This window comes from Bacillus sp. FSL K6-2869 (assembly GCF_040869405.1).
Lineage (GTDB): Bacteria > Bacillota > Bacilli > Bacillales > Bacillaceae > Bacillus > Bacillus altitudinis.
On record NZ_CP152035.1, the window covers coordinates 1,019,741 to 1,037,564 of the forward strand.

The 17,824-nt window shown below is 40.7% G+C and carries 17 protein-coding genes; 9 read left to right on the top strand and 8 right to left on the bottom strand.

Annotated features, from left to right (window positions below; genetic code table 11):
- The first annotated feature begins 30 nt into the window (after window positions 1-30).
- Window positions 31-1,080, top strand: a complete 1,050-nt coding sequence (locus MHI58_RS05100) for a M42 family metallopeptidase (RefSeq protein ID WP_045034865.1) — start codon at window positions 31-33, stop codon at window positions 1,078-1,080.
- A 32-nt stretch (window positions 1,081-1,112) separates the two neighbouring features.
- On the opposite strand, the gene MHI58_RS05105 is transcribed toward MHI58_RS05100, so the two are convergent.
- Window positions 1,113-2,402: a cation:dicarboxylase symporter family transporter gene (locus MHI58_RS05105; protein ID WP_008348850.1), complete on the bottom strand. Its 1,290-nt coding sequence runs from the start codon at window positions 2,400-2,402 to the stop codon at window positions 1,113-1,115.
- A 339-nt stretch (window positions 2,403-2,741) separates the two neighbouring features.
- Complete coding sequence (gene yhfH / locus MHI58_RS05110; protein ID WP_008359029.1) at window positions 2,742-2,879, bottom strand: protein YhfH; 138 nt, start codon at window positions 2,877-2,879, stop codon at window positions 2,742-2,744.
- A 155-nt stretch (window positions 2,880-3,034) separates the two neighbouring features.
- Between yhfH and MHI58_RS05115 the strand changes: the two genes are divergently transcribed.
- From MHI58_RS05115 to MHI58_RS05125, 3 genes are all read left to right on the top strand, one after another.
- The gene (locus MHI58_RS05115; RefSeq protein ID WP_045034874.1) at window positions 3,035-3,778 is read left to right on the top strand and encodes an MBL fold metallo-hydrolase; all 744 of its coding nucleotides are present in this window, start codon (window positions 3,035-3,037) and stop codon (window positions 3,776-3,778) included.
- Window positions 3,779-3,780: 2 nt separating this feature from the next.
- The gene (locus tag MHI58_RS05120; RefSeq protein WP_045034866.1) at window positions 3,781-4,770 is read left to right on the top strand and encodes a lipoate--protein ligase; all 990 of its coding nucleotides are present in this window, start codon (window positions 3,781-3,783) and stop codon (window positions 4,768-4,770) included.
- Between the two features lie 172 nt (window positions 4,771-4,942).
- Window positions 4,943-6,496, top strand: coding sequence for a fatty acid--CoA ligase family protein (locus MHI58_RS05125; RefSeq protein ID WP_024720003.1), 1,554 nt, complete (start codon window positions 4,943-4,945; stop codon window positions 6,494-6,496).
- Window positions 6,497-6,511: 15 nt separating this feature from the next.
- Here MHI58_RS05125 and MHI58_RS05130 read toward each other — a convergent pair whose 3' ends face one another.
- Window positions 6,512-6,928 (bottom strand): hypothetical protein, encoded by a 417-nt coding sequence (locus MHI58_RS05130; RefSeq protein ID WP_007497192.1) that lies wholly within the window; start codon window positions 6,926-6,928, stop codon window positions 6,512-6,514.
- A 176-nt stretch (window positions 6,929-7,104) separates the two neighbouring features.
- On the opposite strand from MHI58_RS05130, the gene MHI58_RS05135 reads away from it, so the two are divergent.
- The gene (locus MHI58_RS05135; protein ID WP_045034867.1) at window positions 7,105-8,388 is read left to right on the top strand and encodes a M48 family metallopeptidase; all 1,284 of its coding nucleotides are present in this window, start codon (window positions 7,105-7,107) and stop codon (window positions 8,386-8,388) included.
- A gap of 46 nt (window positions 8,389-8,434) precedes the next feature.
- On the opposite strand, the gene MHI58_RS05140 is transcribed toward MHI58_RS05135, so the two are convergent.
- The 4 genes from MHI58_RS05140 to MHI58_RS05155 all read right to left on the bottom strand — a co-directional run bounded on the left by MHI58_RS05140 (window position 8,435) and on the right by MHI58_RS05155 (window position 13,532).
- Entirely contained in the window at window positions 8,435-9,586 is a 1,152-nt protein-coding gene (locus tag MHI58_RS05140; RefSeq protein ID WP_081105403.1) for a serine alkaline protease SapB, read from the bottom strand.
- Between the two features lie 380 nt (window positions 9,587-9,966).
- The gene (locus tag MHI58_RS05145) at window positions 9,967-10,551 is read right to left on the bottom strand and encodes a histidine phosphatase family protein (RefSeq protein ID WP_045034868.1); all 585 of its coding nucleotides are present in this window, start codon (window positions 10,549-10,551) and stop codon (window positions 9,967-9,969) included.
- Window positions 10,552-10,612: 61 nt separating this feature from the next.
- On the bottom strand, window positions 10,613-11,908 hold the full coding sequence (locus tag MHI58_RS05150) for a globin-coupled sensor protein (RefSeq protein ID WP_007497200.1): 1,296 nt from the start codon (window positions 11,906-11,908) through the stop codon (window positions 10,613-10,615).
- A gap of 91 nt (window positions 11,909-11,999) precedes the next feature.
- Complete coding sequence (locus MHI58_RS05155; protein WP_045034869.1) at window positions 12,000-13,532, bottom strand: FAD-dependent oxidoreductase; 1,533 nt, start codon at window positions 13,530-13,532, stop codon at window positions 12,000-12,002.
- A 141-nt stretch (window positions 13,533-13,673) separates the two neighbouring features.
- On the opposite strand from MHI58_RS05155, the gene MHI58_RS05160 reads away from it, so the two are divergent.
- Window positions 13,674-14,534, top strand: a complete 861-nt coding sequence (locus MHI58_RS05160; RefSeq protein ID WP_045034870.1) for an SDR family oxidoreductase — start codon at window positions 13,674-13,676, stop codon at window positions 14,532-14,534.
- A gap of 64 nt (window positions 14,535-14,598) precedes the next feature.
- On the opposite strand, the gene MHI58_RS05165 is transcribed toward MHI58_RS05160, so the two are convergent.
- Window positions 14,599-14,829: an IDEAL domain-containing protein gene (locus MHI58_RS05165; protein ID WP_003210924.1), complete on the bottom strand. Its 231-nt coding sequence runs from the start codon at window positions 14,827-14,829 to the stop codon at window positions 14,599-14,601.
- A gap of 289 nt (window positions 14,830-15,118) precedes the next feature.
- Between MHI58_RS05165 and MHI58_RS05170 the strand changes: the two genes are divergently transcribed.
- The 3 genes from MHI58_RS05170 (at window position 15,119) to MHI58_RS05180 (ending at window position 17,816) form a co-directional block, all read left to right on the top strand.
- Window positions 15,119-15,697, top strand: a complete 579-nt coding sequence (locus MHI58_RS05170) for a competence protein ComK (protein ID WP_017366958.1) — start codon at window positions 15,119-15,121, stop codon at window positions 15,695-15,697.
- A gap of 143 nt (window positions 15,698-15,840) precedes the next feature.
- On the top strand, window positions 15,841-16,947 hold the full coding sequence (locus MHI58_RS05175) for a D-TA family PLP-dependent enzyme (RefSeq protein ID WP_039167442.1): 1,107 nt from the start codon (window positions 15,841-15,843) through the stop codon (window positions 16,945-16,947).
- A 386-nt stretch (window positions 16,948-17,333) separates the two neighbouring features.
- Window positions 17,334-17,816, top strand: coding sequence for a hypothetical protein (locus MHI58_RS05180; protein ID WP_008348662.1), 483 nt, complete (start codon window positions 17,334-17,336; stop codon window positions 17,814-17,816).
- Window positions 17,817-17,824 lie beyond the last annotated feature (8 nt).

A 17,824-nucleotide genomic window follows, 5' to 3' on the forward strand; every position in this document is an offset into this window, starting at 1 on the left:
ATTTCTTTTAGATGAAGGAGGATATGCCGAATGACAACGGAAGTAAATGAAACGATTCAGCTTATTCAAAAGCTTGTGTCGATCCCAAGTCCATCAGGAAATACTGAGAAAGTGATTGGCTTTGTCGAACGTTTTTTACAAGATTTACATATTGAAACGAAGCGAAATCGAAAAGGCGGATTAATTGCCACCCTAAAAGGAACAGATGACAAGGAACACCGCATGCTGACAGCACATGTCGATACGCTCGGTGCGATGGTCAAAGAAATTAAATCAAATGGCCGGCTGCGTCTTGCACTTATTGGAGGCTTTCAATATAACTCGATAGAAGGCGAGTATTGTGAAATTGAAACAGTAACAGGCCGTACATACACAGGTACCATTCTGATGCATCAAACGTCCGTTCACGTATATGAGGATGCTGGAAAAGCGAAGCGAAATCAAGAAAATATGGAGATTCGCTTAGATGAGAAGGTGAAAAATGCGGACGATGTGCAAGCACTCGGCATTCAAGTAGGAGACTTTATCTCATTTGATCCTAGAGTGGAAGTGACGTCTTCAGGGTTTATTAAATCAAGACATCTTGATGATAAGGCAAGTGTGGCACTGTTGCTGAGATTGATTCACCGCATTCAAACAGAGCACATCACATTGCCGCATACGACACATTTCTTAATTTCAAATAATGAAGAAATCGGATACGGTGGGAACTCGAATATCCCGGAAGCTACGGTGGAATATTTGGCTGTTGATATGGGAGCCATCGGTGACGGTCAATCAACTGATGAATACAGTGTGTCGATATGTGTGAAGGATTCTAGCGGTCCTTATCACTATGGTCTCCGCAAACATTTAGCAGCAATAGCTGAGGCAAATGAGATCGATTACCGCCTTGATATATACCCTTATTATGGTTCAGATGCGTCAGCAGCGATTCGAGCAGGGCATGATATCATTCATGGACTGATTGGACCTGGCATTGACTCTTCGCATGCCTTTGAAAGAACCCATGAAGACTCATTGATTCATACAGCCAATCTTCTGTACCACTATGTTCAAAGCAAATTAATCACAGTATAAAAAAAGAACCCCGATCGCGGGGTTCTTTTTGATTAGCTTGAAAGTTGTGTTGGCTCAGGTACATCTTGTCCAGTCATCACGCGGTGTCCTTTTTCAGGGTCATATTGCCCTTCCCATTTAGACATCACGACAGCTGCAAGTGCATTACCAGTTAAGTTGACAACGGTTCTTGCCATATCCATGATACGATCAACACCTGCAATAAAGGCTAGACCTTCAGCGGGAACACCGATCGTTCCAAGTGTTGCAAGTAATACAACAAAGGATGTACCAGGAACGGCAGCCATTCCTTTTGATGTCACCATCAATACAAGGATTAGTGTGAGCTGCTGTACGATCGTGAGGTCAATGCCATATACCTGCGCTAGGAAAAGCGCCGCAATGGCTTGATACAAGACGGAGCCGTCCAGATTAAACGTATAACCAATTGGGATAACAAAAGAAACAATTCCTTTTGGACACCCGATGCGCTCCATTTTATCCATGACTCTCGGTAAAACTGTTTCAGAGCTGGATGTACTAAAGGCGAGAAGCATTTCGTCTTTCATGTAAGCAAGAAATCTGAAAATATTGACGCCAATCATCTTTCCAATAATTCCGAATACAACGATAAGGAAGAGAGCGAGCGCAAAATAAACAAGACCTACGAGCTTACCTAATGAAACGAGAGATTCAAGACCAAATTTTGATACTGTCACACCAATGAGCGCGAATACACCAAATGGTGCAGCTTTCATCACAACATTGACGACATGGAACATCGCATGTGACACACCTTCAAAGAAGGCGAGCACTGGTTTGCCGCGTTCACCAATCGCTGAAACGCCAAGTGCGAATAATACAGTGAAGAAAATAATCGCAAGCAAATCACCTTCCGCCAATGATTGGAAGAAGTTCGTCGGAACGATATGAAGGAACGTATCAGCAACTGATTTACTGCTTTGTTCTTTTTCCGTTTCAACATACTGGCTAATATCCTGTTTTTCTGTATGTCCAAAGTCAACGCCTGCACCTGGTTGAACAAAGTTTGCAAGCACAAGACCAAGGATGATCGCAAACGTTGTGATAATTTCAAAATAAAGAATGGTTCTAAAACCAAGCTTCCCTACTTTTTTACCATCACCCGCACCTGCAACACCTAAAATTAAGCTAGATACGACAATCGGAATGACAATCATCTTAATGAGTCGTAAGAAGAAGTCTCCAATTGGTTTTAAATATGTCTCAACACCAGGGTTACCGAAAAAGATCGCACCAACCACGACACCGAGAATAAGACCGATTAGGATTTGAGTAGCTAATCCAAATTTTAATTTTTTCATAGATTTCCTCCCTAACATATTCATTAAAGGAATATTCCCATTATATTAAGTTTTAATATATGAATTAAAGTATAACTAAAATTAAAGAGGTTCGTCCACGATTAAATTATATTAAGAAAATACAAAATTATTTGAAAAAATGGACACTTCGAACCCCCTTCGTTGTTTTAAGTCAATAAAAAGTGCCTTCCGAACTAAAAGTCATCATATGAAAATACTAAAAAACCCTTTTGTACCAAGGGTTTTACCTTTTTACCTATTTTTCAGAAAAAATAAAAAGCACTTTTGACTCCAACTGACGATGGAGGAAAAAAGTGCTTTTTTGTTCTATTTATTTCCTTATTTAAGATAACTTACTTGTGAGCATTCCTCACATTCATTACCGTAACACTCGTGCTGTTCCATTAAATCATTTCCACATTTTGTGCATTTTTTTGAAGGCAAATTTCTAAAAAACTCAGTGATTTTTCCTAGCATTTGTCATCCTCCAATACGTTTTATTGTTATCATTGTATTATAACAGATTGATAATTGTCAATCTGTTTTGTAACAATAGGCAAGAAGAATGCTTTTTTTATGAAAAATGGGTATATTGTAAGAAGGGGATTTTTTGAAAAGGAGGAAATATGACGATGAAATTAACCGTGATTGGCTGCTACGGAGGATTTCCAGCAGCTGGTGAAGCCACATCAGGTTATCTTTTTGAATCAGATGGTTTTCGTCTGCTTGTCGACTGCGGGAGCGGAGTTCTGTCAAAGCTTCAGCAATACATTGATATAGAAGAACTAGATGCTGTACTCCTTTCTCATTATCATCACGATCATGTTGCAGATATCGGACCTCTCCAATATGCGAAGCTAGTGGGTTATCATTTAGGAAAAAGCAGTGGTCCGCTGACGATCTACGGACATACCGGGGATCAAGCAGCATTTCAGCGGCTCTCTGATGATGTACATACAAAGACAAAACCTTATCACCCGGAAGAGGGCATTCAAATTGGACCATTTCAAATTGATTTTTTGAAAACGGTTCATCCGGCAGAATGCTATGCGATGAGAATTCAGGCAAATGAGGCTGTGGTGGTGTATACAGCTGACTCCAGCTATCAAGATGCATTTATCCCTTTTAGCAAGGATGCAGACTTACTTATTGCCGAAAGCAACTTTTACGCCGGACAAGACGGATCGGGTGCAGGACATATGAACAGCACTGAAGTAGGGAAGCTGGCAAGTGAAGCAAATGTTGGAGAGCTTATCATCACCCATCTGCCTCATTTCGGTCGGCATAAAGACCTAGTCAATGAAGCACAGGCGTTATATACTGGCAATATACAGCTTGCCCAATCAGGGCTTAGATGGAACAAGGAAGGAAGATAGAGATGCTGTTTATCGATAACGAGCAACATTATGACCCAATGATTAATTTAGCAATTGAAGAGTATTGCTTAAAATATTTAGATCCAGAAGAAACGTATTTGCTGTTTTACATCAACCAGCCATCCATTATTATTGGAAAGAACCAAAATACAATAGAAGAAATCAATACAAAATATGTAGAAGACAATGGCATCAAAGTCGTTCGCAGGTTATCTGGCGGTGGTGCAGTTTACCATGACAAAGGAAACTTGAACTTCAGTTTTATTACAAAAGACGATGGGGACAGCTTTCATAACTTTAAAAAATTCACCGAGCCAGTCATCAAAGCGCTTGAAAAGCTTGGCGTCAAAGCGGAATTAAGCGGCAGAAATGACATCATGGCAGATGGGCGTAAAATTTCGGGGAATGCTCAATTTGCTACACGAGGACGTATCTTCAGTCATGGCACCCTATTATTTGATTCAGAAATCGAACATGTTGTCTCGGCATTAAATGTGAAGAAAGAAAAGATCGAATCAAAAGGTATCAAATCCATTAGAAGCAGGGTTGCGAATATTAGTGAACTGATGGATCAAAAGATGACAACAGAAGAATTTAGAAAAATTCTTTTAAGCTATATTTTTGACACGAACGGAGACGTGCCTGAGTATCAGCTGACAGAAAAGGATTGGGAGAAGATTCATGAGATTTCTCGTGATCGATACCAAAAATGGGAATGGAACTACGGCCGTTCACCTAAGTTTAACTTGCAGCACTCTAAGCGTTTTCCAGCTGGATCGATTGATCTTCGATTAGAAGTGAAAAAAGGCATCATTCAAGACTGCAAAATTTTTGGTGACTTCTTTGGTGTAGGGGATATTGCTGATATTGAGAAACGACTCATTGGGCACCAATATGATCGCAAAACCATTAGTGATGTATTAGAAGACATGGATATGCGCCATTATTTTGGTAACGTATCAAAAGAAGATTTTCTGGATTTGATTTATTAAGCAAGGACAAGCACGGCTAGAGATAGCGGTGCTTTTTCTAATGAAAGAGATGAAAGCGGTTTACATTTGATCTTGTGAATTTTTTCGATTGTCTATTATAATAGGAAGGAGGAATGTTTGGTCATAAAATGAATGGCTATTCATTCATTGATGAAGTATAAGGGGTGGGAGAATGGATTTGATCAAAAATCTTGAGCAGACTGCGATGACCAAGGGAGAGAACGTCGCACTGATCTTTGAAGGGAACAAGTGGACCTATCAAGAACTGATGACAAGTATCGAACGCTTTGCAGATGGTTTAGTGAGCGAAGGGTTTCAAGCGGGAGATCATATCGCGCTGATTTTAGGAAATTCACCGCATTTTGTGATTTCATTTTTTGGTGCATTAAAGGCAGGACTTGTTGTTGTACCTGTCAATCCAACATATACGCCAAGTGAAATCGGCTATATGCTGGTCACTGGTGATGTAAAAGGGATTGTTGCACCGGATCAGCTTCTGCCGATATACGAGCAGGTGTATGAACAGCTTCCAGCTATTGAACGAGTCATTATTTGTGCACAAAATGAATCTGCGTGCAGGTCAAGTTTAAAAGAAGTATCTGATCGTCTTGTTTTCTTCGGAAAGCTTGTGTCTGGAGATGCGCCGGAAACTGAGCATCCTTCCATACAACCTGACGATACGGCCGTTATTTTATTTACATCTGGCACAACAGGAAAACCAAAAGGGGCAATGCTCACTCATGTTAACCTATATTCAAATGCAAGAGACATTGCGGAGTACCTGTCAATTGATGAGAAGGACAAGGTGATTGCTGCTTTGCCGATGTTCCATGTGTTTTGTTTGACCGTCTGTATGAATGCCCCTTTGATTCATGGAGCGACCATCTATGTCCTGCCGCATTTCAGCCCATCAGAGCTTTTACGAATGATGGAGAAAGAAAAACCAACGCTATTTGTTGGTGTTCCAACCATGTATAACTATTTATATCGTCAGGACGGTCATGAGGAAGCGATGAAGTCGGTGAGGATTTGTATATCAGGCGGTGCGTCCATGCCTGTTGCTTTACTTCACGGTTTTGAAGAAAAGTTCGGTGTCACGGTGCTAGAGGGCTATGGATTGTCAGAGGCTTCCCCAGTGACGGCATTCAATCCCCTTGATGGAAAAAGAAAACCAGGTTCAGTCGGAACTGATATTATGAATGTGAAAAATAAGATCGTGAATGAACTTGGAGAGGAAGTTGGACCAAACGAAGTCGGAGAATTGATTGCAAAAGGGCCAAACATTATGAAAGGCTATTATCAAATGCCAGAAGACACAGAAGCAGCACTGAAAGATGGCTGGCTGTACACAGGAGATTTGGCGAGAAGAGATGAAGACGGATATATTTATATCGTCGATCGAAAAAAGGATATGATTCTCGTTGGCGGGTATAATGTCTATCCAAGAGAAGTAGAAGAAGTGCTTTATCAACATGAAGCTGTAGCAGAAGCCGTTGTCATCGGTGTGCCCGATCCAAACACAGGAGAGGCTGTTGTCTGTTACATTTCCCCTAAGAAACATGCTCACATCAATCAAGAAGACATCATCACACATTGTTCACGCTATTTGGCAAAATATAAGCAGCCCCAAACGATCCATTTCATTGATGATATTCCAAAAAACACGACTGGTAAAATTTTAAGAAGAGCGCTAAAGGATAAGTACCAAGCAGAAACAAGTAAATAAAAAAAGAGTCTCTTCTTATGAAGAGGCTCCTTTTTGAATCGCTTCTTGTACCTGTTTTCGAAAGGAATTTGACTGTTTTTGATTTAATTCATAATAGGTGCCGTCTACTAAAAAAACAACTTGAGAGCGGTTGGTCCATAGCTGAAAAGAAGTGCCATTTGTCCGTCCGAACATGACCTTGGCGATATAATCTGGCTTCTTTACATTCTTTTTGAGATGGCTGCTTGTTTGTTTCCCTTTGTTTAATTGTTCAATTAGATCCTCAGTTGTATCTTTATCATCTATTTCATAAGAAATGGACTGGTTCGTCGGTGAAAGCAATAATTTCTCTGCTCGATTTTCATCGAAGATGTCACTTGTCCGGCTGAACACATAAAAGAAGGTAATCAGTAAAAGCCCAAAGATCACAATTCCTGCAAGGATTTTCTTCATGATGAACCTCCAACTCACTTTTTTATAGTTAGTTTCTCCGATTTTTGAACAGCATAATCATTTTTTCACTCAAGCTTTTTCAGATAGGGCATGCTATGATGGAGCCACATGAGACAGGTTCTAAACAAAAAAGTGCGTGATTACAATAGAGAGAGAAATGGAAAGGAGGCTGACCAGTGCGAGTACGCAAATGGGTAGCTCTTGCAACGGTAGCATACATATTGTACGGTCTTTTTATTTATTCTTACTTATTTCTAATGGGGGATTCATCTGTCCCTGACAGTGTGAAAGGGACAAGTGCAGACCCGCATACATTTATGACAAGCCATGAGCTTTTGATCAGTGGAAATTACTCGAACATTCGTAACCTGTTGTACTTTATGACAATTCCTTTAGATTGGTATGTCTTTTTCCTTTTGCTCATTTCAGGGTTTTCAAGGAAATTAGCAGATTGGAGCTTGGCAGCAGCTCGTTTTGACCTTGTGAGCCAACTTGTGTATGTGTTTGTGCTGTCACTTTTGACGATGCTGATCACATTGCCAGTCAAGTGGGTGAGCTACCAGTTGTCCTTGTACTACGGTATTTCAGCACAAAGCACGGCAAGTTGGCTAAAAGACCAAACGCTTGATTTTTGGATTCAATATCCACTGCTTGTTCTATGCGCGATTGTGTTCTTTTGGCTCATTCAAAAGAAAAGGAAGTATTGGTGGCTGTATGCTTGGTGTTTAACCGTTCCAGTTACACTGTTTCTCTTCTTTATACAGCCGGTCGTTATTGATCCACTCTACAATGATTTTTACCCATTGAAGGATCAAGCGCTTGAGAAAAAGATATTAACTCTTGCAGAGAAAGCACACATTCCAGCAGATCATGTATATGAAGTCAACATGTCAGAGAAAACAAACACGATGAATGCTTACGTCACAGGAATTGGTGAAAATAAGCGCATTGTTTTGTGGGATACGACACTTCAAAAGCTGAAAGACCGTGAAATCTTATTTATCATGGCGCATGAGATGGGACATTACGTGATGAAGCATGTGTATATCGGTTTAGCAGGATATTTAGTGTTGTCTCTGGTTGGATTTTTTGCCATTGACCGTCTTTATTTTTCCCTTTACCAAAAAGGCGCTTCTCCATTTCGTCTGAAGGCACCACATAACGTTGCTGCTCTTCCGCTTCTGTTGATCATTGTATCTATGCTGTCATTTGCTGCTTCTCCTTTTACAAATGCTGTGTCAAGGCATCAAGAACGTGCAGCTGATGAATACGCCGTGAATTTGACGAAAGATGGAGAGGCGGGGGTGACGTCATTTCAAAAGCTTGCAAAATCAGGGCTTTCCCAAGTCAATCCGCCACTTTTAGTGAAAATATTCCGCTATGGACACCCAACGATGATGGAGAGAATCATCGATATGGAAAAAGCCGCAAAAAAAGAGGAAACATCGAAAAAGCAATAAATAAAAAATCCGGCGAACTGAGCCGGATTTTTTTGTCACACTTATTTTAGTTAGAAGCCGCTTGAACGTTAATTAATCCTTTTCCATAATAGAACGAATTACCAAGCGGTGTTGCCGTATTTTCTAAGCGCTGACGAACCTGAGACGTTGATAGATTCGGATACTTAGAAAGGATAAGCGCTGCTGCTCCTGCTACATGAGGAGATGCCATTGATGTTCCCGTATAAGACGTATATCCACTGCTTGGTACTGTACTTAAAATCGATGTACCAGGTGCAGAAACATCTAATTCAGGACCTGCGCTAGAAGACGAGTTTCTGACATTGTTGCTGTTCACGTTGGCAACAGCAATTGTAGAGTCGTATTTTGCAGGATAGCCTACGGTGCTAGTAGAGCCAATTGAACCTGAATTCCCTGCTGCGGCAACGACAACTACTCCGCGGTTATTCGCTGTGTCTACAGCATTTTTAAGCGCTGTGGAGCCGTTTGGTCCGCCTAAGCTCATATTGATGACATCCATGTTATTGGCAACAGCCCATTCAATACCGCTGATAATCCAGCTGTATTGTCCATCTCCGTTTCGATCTAACACTTTAACGGCATACAAGGAGGCGCTTGGCGCAACCCCAAGAACACCAATCGTGTTATCAAGGGCAGCAATGGTTCCGGCTACGTGAGTTCCGTGTGATTGAAAGTCTTGTGTGGCATTTGGCTCTGAAGGGACGAAGCTAGCACCGCCTGCAACATTTAAGTCAGGGTGTGCGGCGTGGATTCCAGTATCAAGGACAGCTACTTTGACGTTAGCACCTTTATAACCTTGAGCGTGTACGGCTGGAGCTTTGATTTGAGGGATACCATAAGGGACGGTTTGTGCATATGCTTCTGCTTTGTGGTCTTCTTCTACATAAGCAATGCTAGGGTCGTGTTCAAGTTTTTTTGCGGCTTGTTCAGACATCTTCACTTGTGCAGCATTAATGAGGCGGTATTGTTTTTCTAATTTCCCACCATTTTGTGTCACTGCTTGTTTCTTAGAGCTGTTTGTGGTGGCAGAAGCTTTAAAGCCAACGATATAGCTTTTTTCGCTTTCTGACTTTGAGGCAGTCTCGGCATTTGCCATCGAGCCTCCAAACCCTGCTGAAAACAGAAGAGGGACAGCCAATAAAACACTTGTCATCACATTTTTCTTTTTCACGCACATTCCACATCCCTTTTTCTTATTTCAGAATAATCATCCGTAGTCTATTAGAATGATCCGTTTGATTATTCTGTATTTTCAGTTTAATAGAGATAGGCAAATAAGAGTAGGCCCGAATTTTTGTGGAAGTCCTAGCGAAAAATAGGGAATTAAGTCGCTTGGAAATGATGGTAAAATATGTTTATTCTATATTTCCAACGGTTTCCTATTAAAAAGGAATCGTGCTTTTTTTCTCATGATCCATTTGAGGATAAACATTCGATACCCGAAATGCCATAAAATAGGTAGAAAAGGCTATCATCTATTTCGAATTTCGATATAAAAAAATATTATTTTATCATTGTTTTTGACATGAAAAAGAACCTGCTATGAAAACAGGTTCTTTAAGAAGGGGCAGATTGTGTTAAATGGCTGACCACGTTGTAATCGCTCACCTTCCATTCACCATCTGTCCATTCCACATAATTTAAGCAGGCATTCTCAAGTCTTGTATCCTTAATACCCATATGTTCGTCAGCTAGTGAGGTGAGTAAGGCATGGATGGCAGCACCGTGTGCTACGATTAGTACCCGTTGATCTGGGTAGGTTGCTCTCACTTTTTCAATACCTTCTAGCATTCGATCTTGAAGTGCCGATAATGGTTCCATATTTGGATACTGTTTATTCGGAAACAGCTTCTGACGTTCCTCAAATGACATGCCTTCAGCGTCGCCATAGTCACGTTCAATAAAATCGTCCATGATCACGAGCGGTGCATGTACATGCTGTAAAATCAAATGAGCTGTTTCTTTTGCCCTTGATAGCGGACTGGAAATGACAACATCCCAGTGGGCATCTTTTAAGTAAAGACCGGTTTGTTCCGCTTGCCATTTACCAGTGTCATTTAAAGGGATATCTGTTCGTCCTTGAATTCGTTTTGCTGCATTCCAATCGGTTTCTCCGTGTCTGACTAGGCAAATTGTTGTCAATCAAATCCCGCCTTTTCTATCTTTTCTTCTATTATACTAAAACAGAAGAAGAATGACTGGATCAGTGATTTGTCAGACTCGTTAAGGACTCGACCGAACTTGCCACTTGGGACACTGTTTGTTTGACTTCTTTCAATTCGTTTAGGAATGTTTGCAAATCTATTTCAATTTTTCCGTTTTGGTTTTTGCTTAAGTTCATGCTGCTGACGATATCATCGAATAGCGAGTTGATTTGGGTCATTTTTTCTTTACTGTCTGTCACAAGTAAATTCACATCAGCAATATGCTGTGACACAATGGCGATTTGTGAATTTGTGTTGTTGACGAGCTCAGATACAGTTGAAACCGTTTTCTTTGTATCCTCTGATAATTTGCGAACCTCATTTGCAACGACAGCAAAGCCTTTGCCATGTTCACCTGCTCGAGCTGATTCGATTGAAGCGTTTAAAGAGAGTAAATTCGTTTGCTCCGCAATACCTGTGACGATCCCAAAAATTTGTTCAATTTGTTTCGCGATTTCTTCTAAGCGTTTAATTTCTGTTTCAATCTTTGTCATACTGCCGTCAATTTGGTTCATTTGCGTCTGCTGAATTTCTAACTCTTTTTTACCGCCAATTGATTTCTCTTCAACTTGTGCTGAAATCTTTGTGCCAGCCTGTGACATATCCGCCATCTCATCAGATTTTGATACAAGTTTGTCCACTGCATTTGTTGTGTTTGAGAAGAGAGAAGCAAGTGAATTAGATGTTTCTGTAATTTTTGTATGAAGCTCTTTTTGCTGTAGTTCTGCTTCATCACGAACTTTAGAGTATTCATTTTGGAACGTATCTAGGACAAGCTGCTGCTCTAGATTTAAAATTTTCGTCGTCGCTTTCACTGCCGTCTGATATTCTTTGAAATCTTGGATATGCTGGGCAAATAAATCCATTATGGATAGCAATAGGTCTTGGAAGGCTGCCATATACCATTTAGGTTGAAGTCCAATTCTTAAATGAACTTGTGCAATTTTAATTCTTTTGGCCACATAAGATTCGTCAATCACACCGGCAAACATTTCACTAATATGAATGCGTAATGTTTTCTTTAGACGCTCGACTGAGCTGTTATCTTGAATGATGTGCATCAAGGAAGACTCGACTTCTAGGTTTTTATAAAATTTATCGACGATATGTTCAATTTCATCTTGAACGATTGGATTCAGCTGTTTCAAGATAAAAAGGTCTTGCTGCGTCAAATCAATCATTTTAATTTGTTTGGCAATGTCCGTATTCTCCGGAAAATTGATTCGTTTTATCCCATCATCCTGCTGTGTGAAAAAAGCAGTGTTTTTCTTTTTACTCTCTTTTTTAAATAACAATGTGTTTGTCCCCCCATGATTATCAAAAATATCAGACTTTATGTTTTTTATCGGATAATTTTGGTTTTTTTAAAGGGAAAACAGTGAAATTTTACTGTTCTTTATATGACCTTTTTAGTGGTTTTTTAGCCGGGCCTTCTACTACTTCTCCCGTAATGGAGAAACGAGACCCGTGACAAGGACAGTCCCACGTGCGGTCACTATTATTCCACGCGACTTCACAGCCTAAATGAGTACAGGTTGTATCGACAAGAAAGATATCGCCGTCCTCTGACTTAAAAGCGCCACATTTTTTATGCTCATAAGATACAATGCCGCCTTCACCCGGTTTTAAATCATCAATTGTTTGATCAGCTCGCTTTAATTTACCGCTGATTAGCTTCGCTGCAACATTGGTGTTTTCTTTGATAAAGTCTTTTACGAATGCGTCTGACACGAGTCTTGATGGAGTAAAGATGGATTCGTAAGGATTCGATTTTCCTTCGATCAAATCTCCGATCAGTGTCGCTGCTACGTGGCTTGTGGTCATGCCCCATTTTCTAAAGCCTGTTGCCACAAAAATATTCGAATGATGTGATGTCAGGCGGCCAATGTAAGGGATTTGATCCATTGTGACCATATCATGCGTGGACCAGCGGTAAAGGACTTCCGTTATACCAAGGGTGGCTTCACCAAACTTTTCTAGTGCTTCATAGTGTGCGGATTCATCTCCGCCTTGTCCGGTTTTATGGCCTTGTCCACCGATGAGCACGACGTCTTCTCCATGGAATTTTGCCGTTCTTAATGAATGGGCAGGCTGATCAATTCCTAAGTACATGCCGTCTGGAAGCGGTTTGCTTGTTTTGGCTGCGACGACATAAGATTGCTCAGGATGGATTCGTGTGAAATACAGTCCTTTGCCATCGTAAAAAGGAAAGTGTGAGCATGAAATGATAGAGCGCCCCATCAGATGATGGCCACTTTTTGTGATGACAGCAGGGTGTTTTCCTTCTTTTACATCGACTGCCGATGTCTGTTCAAATATGCGCACGCCTCGGTCAATGAGTTGATCGATCAGTGCATGAAGATAATGAAGAGGATGAAATTGTGCCTGCTGCGTCATGGCGAGGGCTGCCTTGATGCCAGCATCAAACGGGAGCGCTGTTTTCCATTCGCGATCGATACCGAGCTGTTTGTACGCATCTAATTCCTTCTTTAACTTTTTGACGCCGTTTTCTTCTGTTGTATAAAGGTAAGCATCTTTTACCTCAAGCTGACAATCAATGTCATACTCTTTCACACGTGCTTGGATGAGCTCCTTTGCTTTTTCATTTGCTTCTACATATAAACGGGCTTTCGGCATACCAATATGCTGAATCAGCTCATGATAGTAAACATCATGCTGGGAGGTAATTTTCGCTGTCGTATGTCCAGTGGTTCCTTGCAATACTTGATCAGCATCTATGATGATGACATCCAGTCCGCGTTCTGTCATTTCAAATGCAGTAGCGATACCGGTAATACCGGCACCGACAATGATGACATCTGCTGTAAGATCTTCGCTGACAGTAGGAAAAGAGGGCTTCTCACTATCAGCTAGCCATAACGACTTTGCTTGTTCCGATCCTTTATGTTCTTGTTCCATGTTGTCGCCTCCAGTCACTTATTGTGTATAATTTTTCCACGATGCTGAAAATCATACATTTTAGTGAAAACAAGAGCGAAATACATAAAAAAATGAGCAACACATAAAAATAAACGAGATAAAAGGAAGGAGTGGACTGACGTGTCAACAAAGCAGCCAAAGAAAACGTTACCGCCTCAGCATCAGAACGAACGTCCAGGACTTGAATATAAAATGAACCCTAGACCTATCTTTGATCGAGAGGAGCAAGGCAAAAAGCTGACAGGGAAAACGGCGATTGTCACAGGTGGAGACAGCGGGATTGGAAGAGCAGTATCTGTCTTATTTGCGAAAGAAGGAGCCAATGTAGCGATTGTTTATTTGAATGAACATCGTGATGCGGAAGAAACGAAGGACTATATTGAAAAGATGGGAGGCCGCGTCATTTTAATATCAGGTGACCTAGGGGATGAAGCTTTTTCAAACGAGGTCGTCAAACAAACAAAAGATGCTTTCGGTTCGATTGATATTTTGGTCAACAACGCAGGTGAACAGCATCCGCAAAAAAGCATTGAACAGATTACCTCTCACCAGCTTCTTCGGACATTTCAAACGAATATATTTGCCATGTTCTATTTAACAAAAGCGGTGCTCCCTCATTTAAAGAAAGGAAGCAGTATTATTAATACAGCATCGGTCACTGCTTATAAAGGTCATGAAACCTTAATTGATTATTCATCGACAAAAGGGGCGGTTGTAACGTTTACAAGATCATTATCTCTATCTCTTATCAAACAAGGGATTCGGGTAAATGGGGTAGCGCCTGGACCGATTTGGACACCGCTGATTCCATCCACATTTACGGAAAAGGAAGTGTCTGAATTTGGTGGTGATGTCCCAATGGAGCGGCCTGGTGAGCCAGTAGAGTTAGCGCCAAGTTATTTATTTTTAGCGAGCGAAGACTCTTCTTATATGAATGGACAAATGATTCATGTGAATGGCGGAACCATATTAAATGGATAAAAACAAAAAACTTGCGGTAAAGAGACAAGTTTCTGTCTCTCTGCCGCAAGTAAAATCATCATAATTAATGTAAGCAGTGTTCTGCATATTGAGCTGACAGGTCGTTGAATCGCTTTTCATCACGCTGATCCAGTGCCTTATCAATCTCTTCTCTAAGGAAGGTTAAGCGCTGTTTATAAAGCGCCTCATCTAAAACCATTTGAATATAGATGTCTAAAATCGTCACGCCGTTTTCTTCGGTTTTTTGGGTGTTGCGGGACTTCATGAGCTCAGCATACGTTTTTTTCTCTTTCATAAAGAATCCCCCCGATGCCTTTTTTATAGTATATGGATTGGCGGAGAAAAAATCAACAAGAATTTATAATTTTTAGACAATTTATTTTTGAGCCATATCGACACCCCTTGTCCAGTCGACAAGATGCGATATATCTTTAAAAATGGCTTTTAGATAGATCGAATGTACTAAAAAACATGATAAAAAGATAATTTTAAATAAATATTGAAAAAATCCTGTCGTTTCTTATACGTTGGTGATAGATTAATAGTATCTAAAATAACCAAAAATTAACACAGGAGGAAATGAAGTGTCAGGAATTAGTGAAACACCATTAGATTCATACGTCATTAATCAAACAACAATGGCGGTCCTTCCGGTTGAAGAAGGAAAACGAGTATATTCAAAAGTGATCGAAAGAGAGACAAGCTTTTACGTTGAATTAAAGCCGCTGCAAATTATAGAACGCAGTTGCAGGTTCTTTGGCTCAAGCTATGCAGGCAGAAAAGCGGGAACATATGAAGTAACAGGTATTTCCCACAAGCCTCCCATCGTGATTGACTCATCCAATCATCTGTATTTCTTCCCAACCTATTCATCCAACCGCCCTCAATGCGGATGGATCTCCCACAAATACATTCATATCTTTCAGGAATCATCCCTCGGAGACACGGTTGTTACTTTTACAAATGAGCAATCGGTCAAACTAGATGTCTCATATAAGTCATTTGAGAGTCAGGTACACCGAACAGCGTATCTCCGAACGAAATTTCAAGATCGACTTGATGGAGGTCTTCCTAAGAAACAAGAATTTATGCTGTATCCAAAGGAACAGCAGCTCAACCTTGTGTATGATTTTATCTTAAGAGAACTTCGTAATCGTTATTAGTGAGAGACCAGCGGCAGACAGCCGCTGGACTGCTTACTCATCGCCATCACTTTTTTGCAGAAAAAACCATTGATTATCGTATAAAAAAATATATAATTTATCTATATCGTATAATTTTTTATATAATGAAAGGGGTCATGGGGATGATGTATGAAGAACTGGATACGCCGGCACTACTCATTGATAAACGGGTGATGATGGAGAATGTAGCGGCGATGCAGCAATACGCAGACCGTCAGCATGTCAAATTGCGCCCTCATACGAAAACTCATAAAACGCCTGCACTTGCCAAGCTGCAGGAAGAGAAAGGTGCATCTGGCATTACGGTAGCGAAAGTAGGAGAGGCTGAAGTAATGGCAGCCCATGGGCTCAAAGATATTTTTATCGCCAATCAAATTGTAGGTGAGACTAAACTCAAGCGGATTCGTAAACTGGCAGAGTCGATACAGATTTCATTCGGTATAGATTGTGTTGAGCATGTGAAGCAGATTGAGCAAGTCTTTCGTGAATCAGAGAAAAAAGCGGAGGTTTTAATTGAGATAGAGGTTGGAGAGGGAAGGTCTGGTGTCATTGAAGAACGTGATTTCTGCCACATATTAGAGGCGATTCAAACAAGTGATGCCGTTCATTTAAAGGGGATTTTTTCTCATGATGGTCATACGTATCAAGCGGAAAGTAAAGCACATTGCCGGACATTATACAAGGAGGCTGTAAATCGAACGCTCCGTTTTGCACAGATTGCAGAAGAAGCTGGTATGCCGCTAGAGGTCGTCAGTATTGGATCAACACCGCCATTTTTATTTCAATTTGATATTCCAAAAGGAGTCACAGAAATACGGCCAGGCACATACATCTTGATGGATGCTTCCCAGTCCAATGTAATCGGCACATATTCACATTGTGCAGCATCTGTGCTGACGACGGTCATTAGTAAACCGACAGAGCGCCGGGTGATTACAGATGTAGGGGCCAAGGGGCTGACGGCACAAACGCGTACAAAAGGGCTGACCAAAACAGAGGGCTTAGGCAAAGTGAAAGAATATGATGATGTATTTGTTTCTAGCGTATTTGACGAGCATGCCATTATCTATCATGAAGGCTTTCGTCAAAGTGTACAGATCGGTGAGAAGGTGCAAATTATTCCGAATCACATCTGTCCTGCTGTGAATCTTCATGAAAAAGCATACCTCATTCAAGATGGCGAAGTGGTAGAAGAGCTGGAGATTGCTTGTAAAGGAAAGCTGCAATAAATGGGTAGGATCATAGAGGGAGTTCCCGCTATGTAGAGCAGAATATAAGGCAGCTTCCATGCTAAGAAAGATCATCATTTGAAATCCATACATCTAAGAAAAAGGCGCCGAAAGGGGTCTTTTCTATTTGAGAAAAAATGACGAAGATGAAATAGATTGAAACCAAATGTGCCTTTCTCGTCGTCTATTGACTGTATCATCATGAAATGGCAGGGAAATGTGAACCATTAGAAGGATTTTCATTCATTTCCGCATAAATCACAGAAGTGATACATGCGGTCTGTTACAATAAAAATAAGTCATTTCTTGCAAGGTGTTCGTATGAGGTAAAAGTTGATCATATTTGACCGATATGAACAAATGGGAAAGAGAAATGGGGGCCGTGTATGAAAAAACGATGGCATTTGATGCTGCTATTTACCGTGACAGTGACACTACTCACAGCCTGCAATCAAGCAGGTCAGCCGCCTTCAAAACAAAACACAAAAGAAGCTGCGTATGAACAATGGGTTCAGCGTTATATGGATGAGTTAAATGAAGCATATGAAAACATGACCGATCAATTTATTTCAGATGGACACGGAAAAATTCAAGTGAATGAAAAATTGACAAAAGCGACGAAAGCATTCGACCGTGTCATTCAAAAAGGGCTTACTCATCAAGAAGTGCCAGCTGTGTATCAAAAGGCAGACAAACAATTAAAGACAGGTCTTGCTTCATTTGAAAAAGGAATTAGCAAGGTAGAGCAGCTGTTAAAGCGTCCTGATCAAGAAAAGCTGTTTATGTCAGCCACTCAACATTTTCAAGATGGATTGCAAGAGACAGCCTCTTTCATTGAAGAAGTGGGAAACGTTCAGCAATCACAATGAAAAGCCTG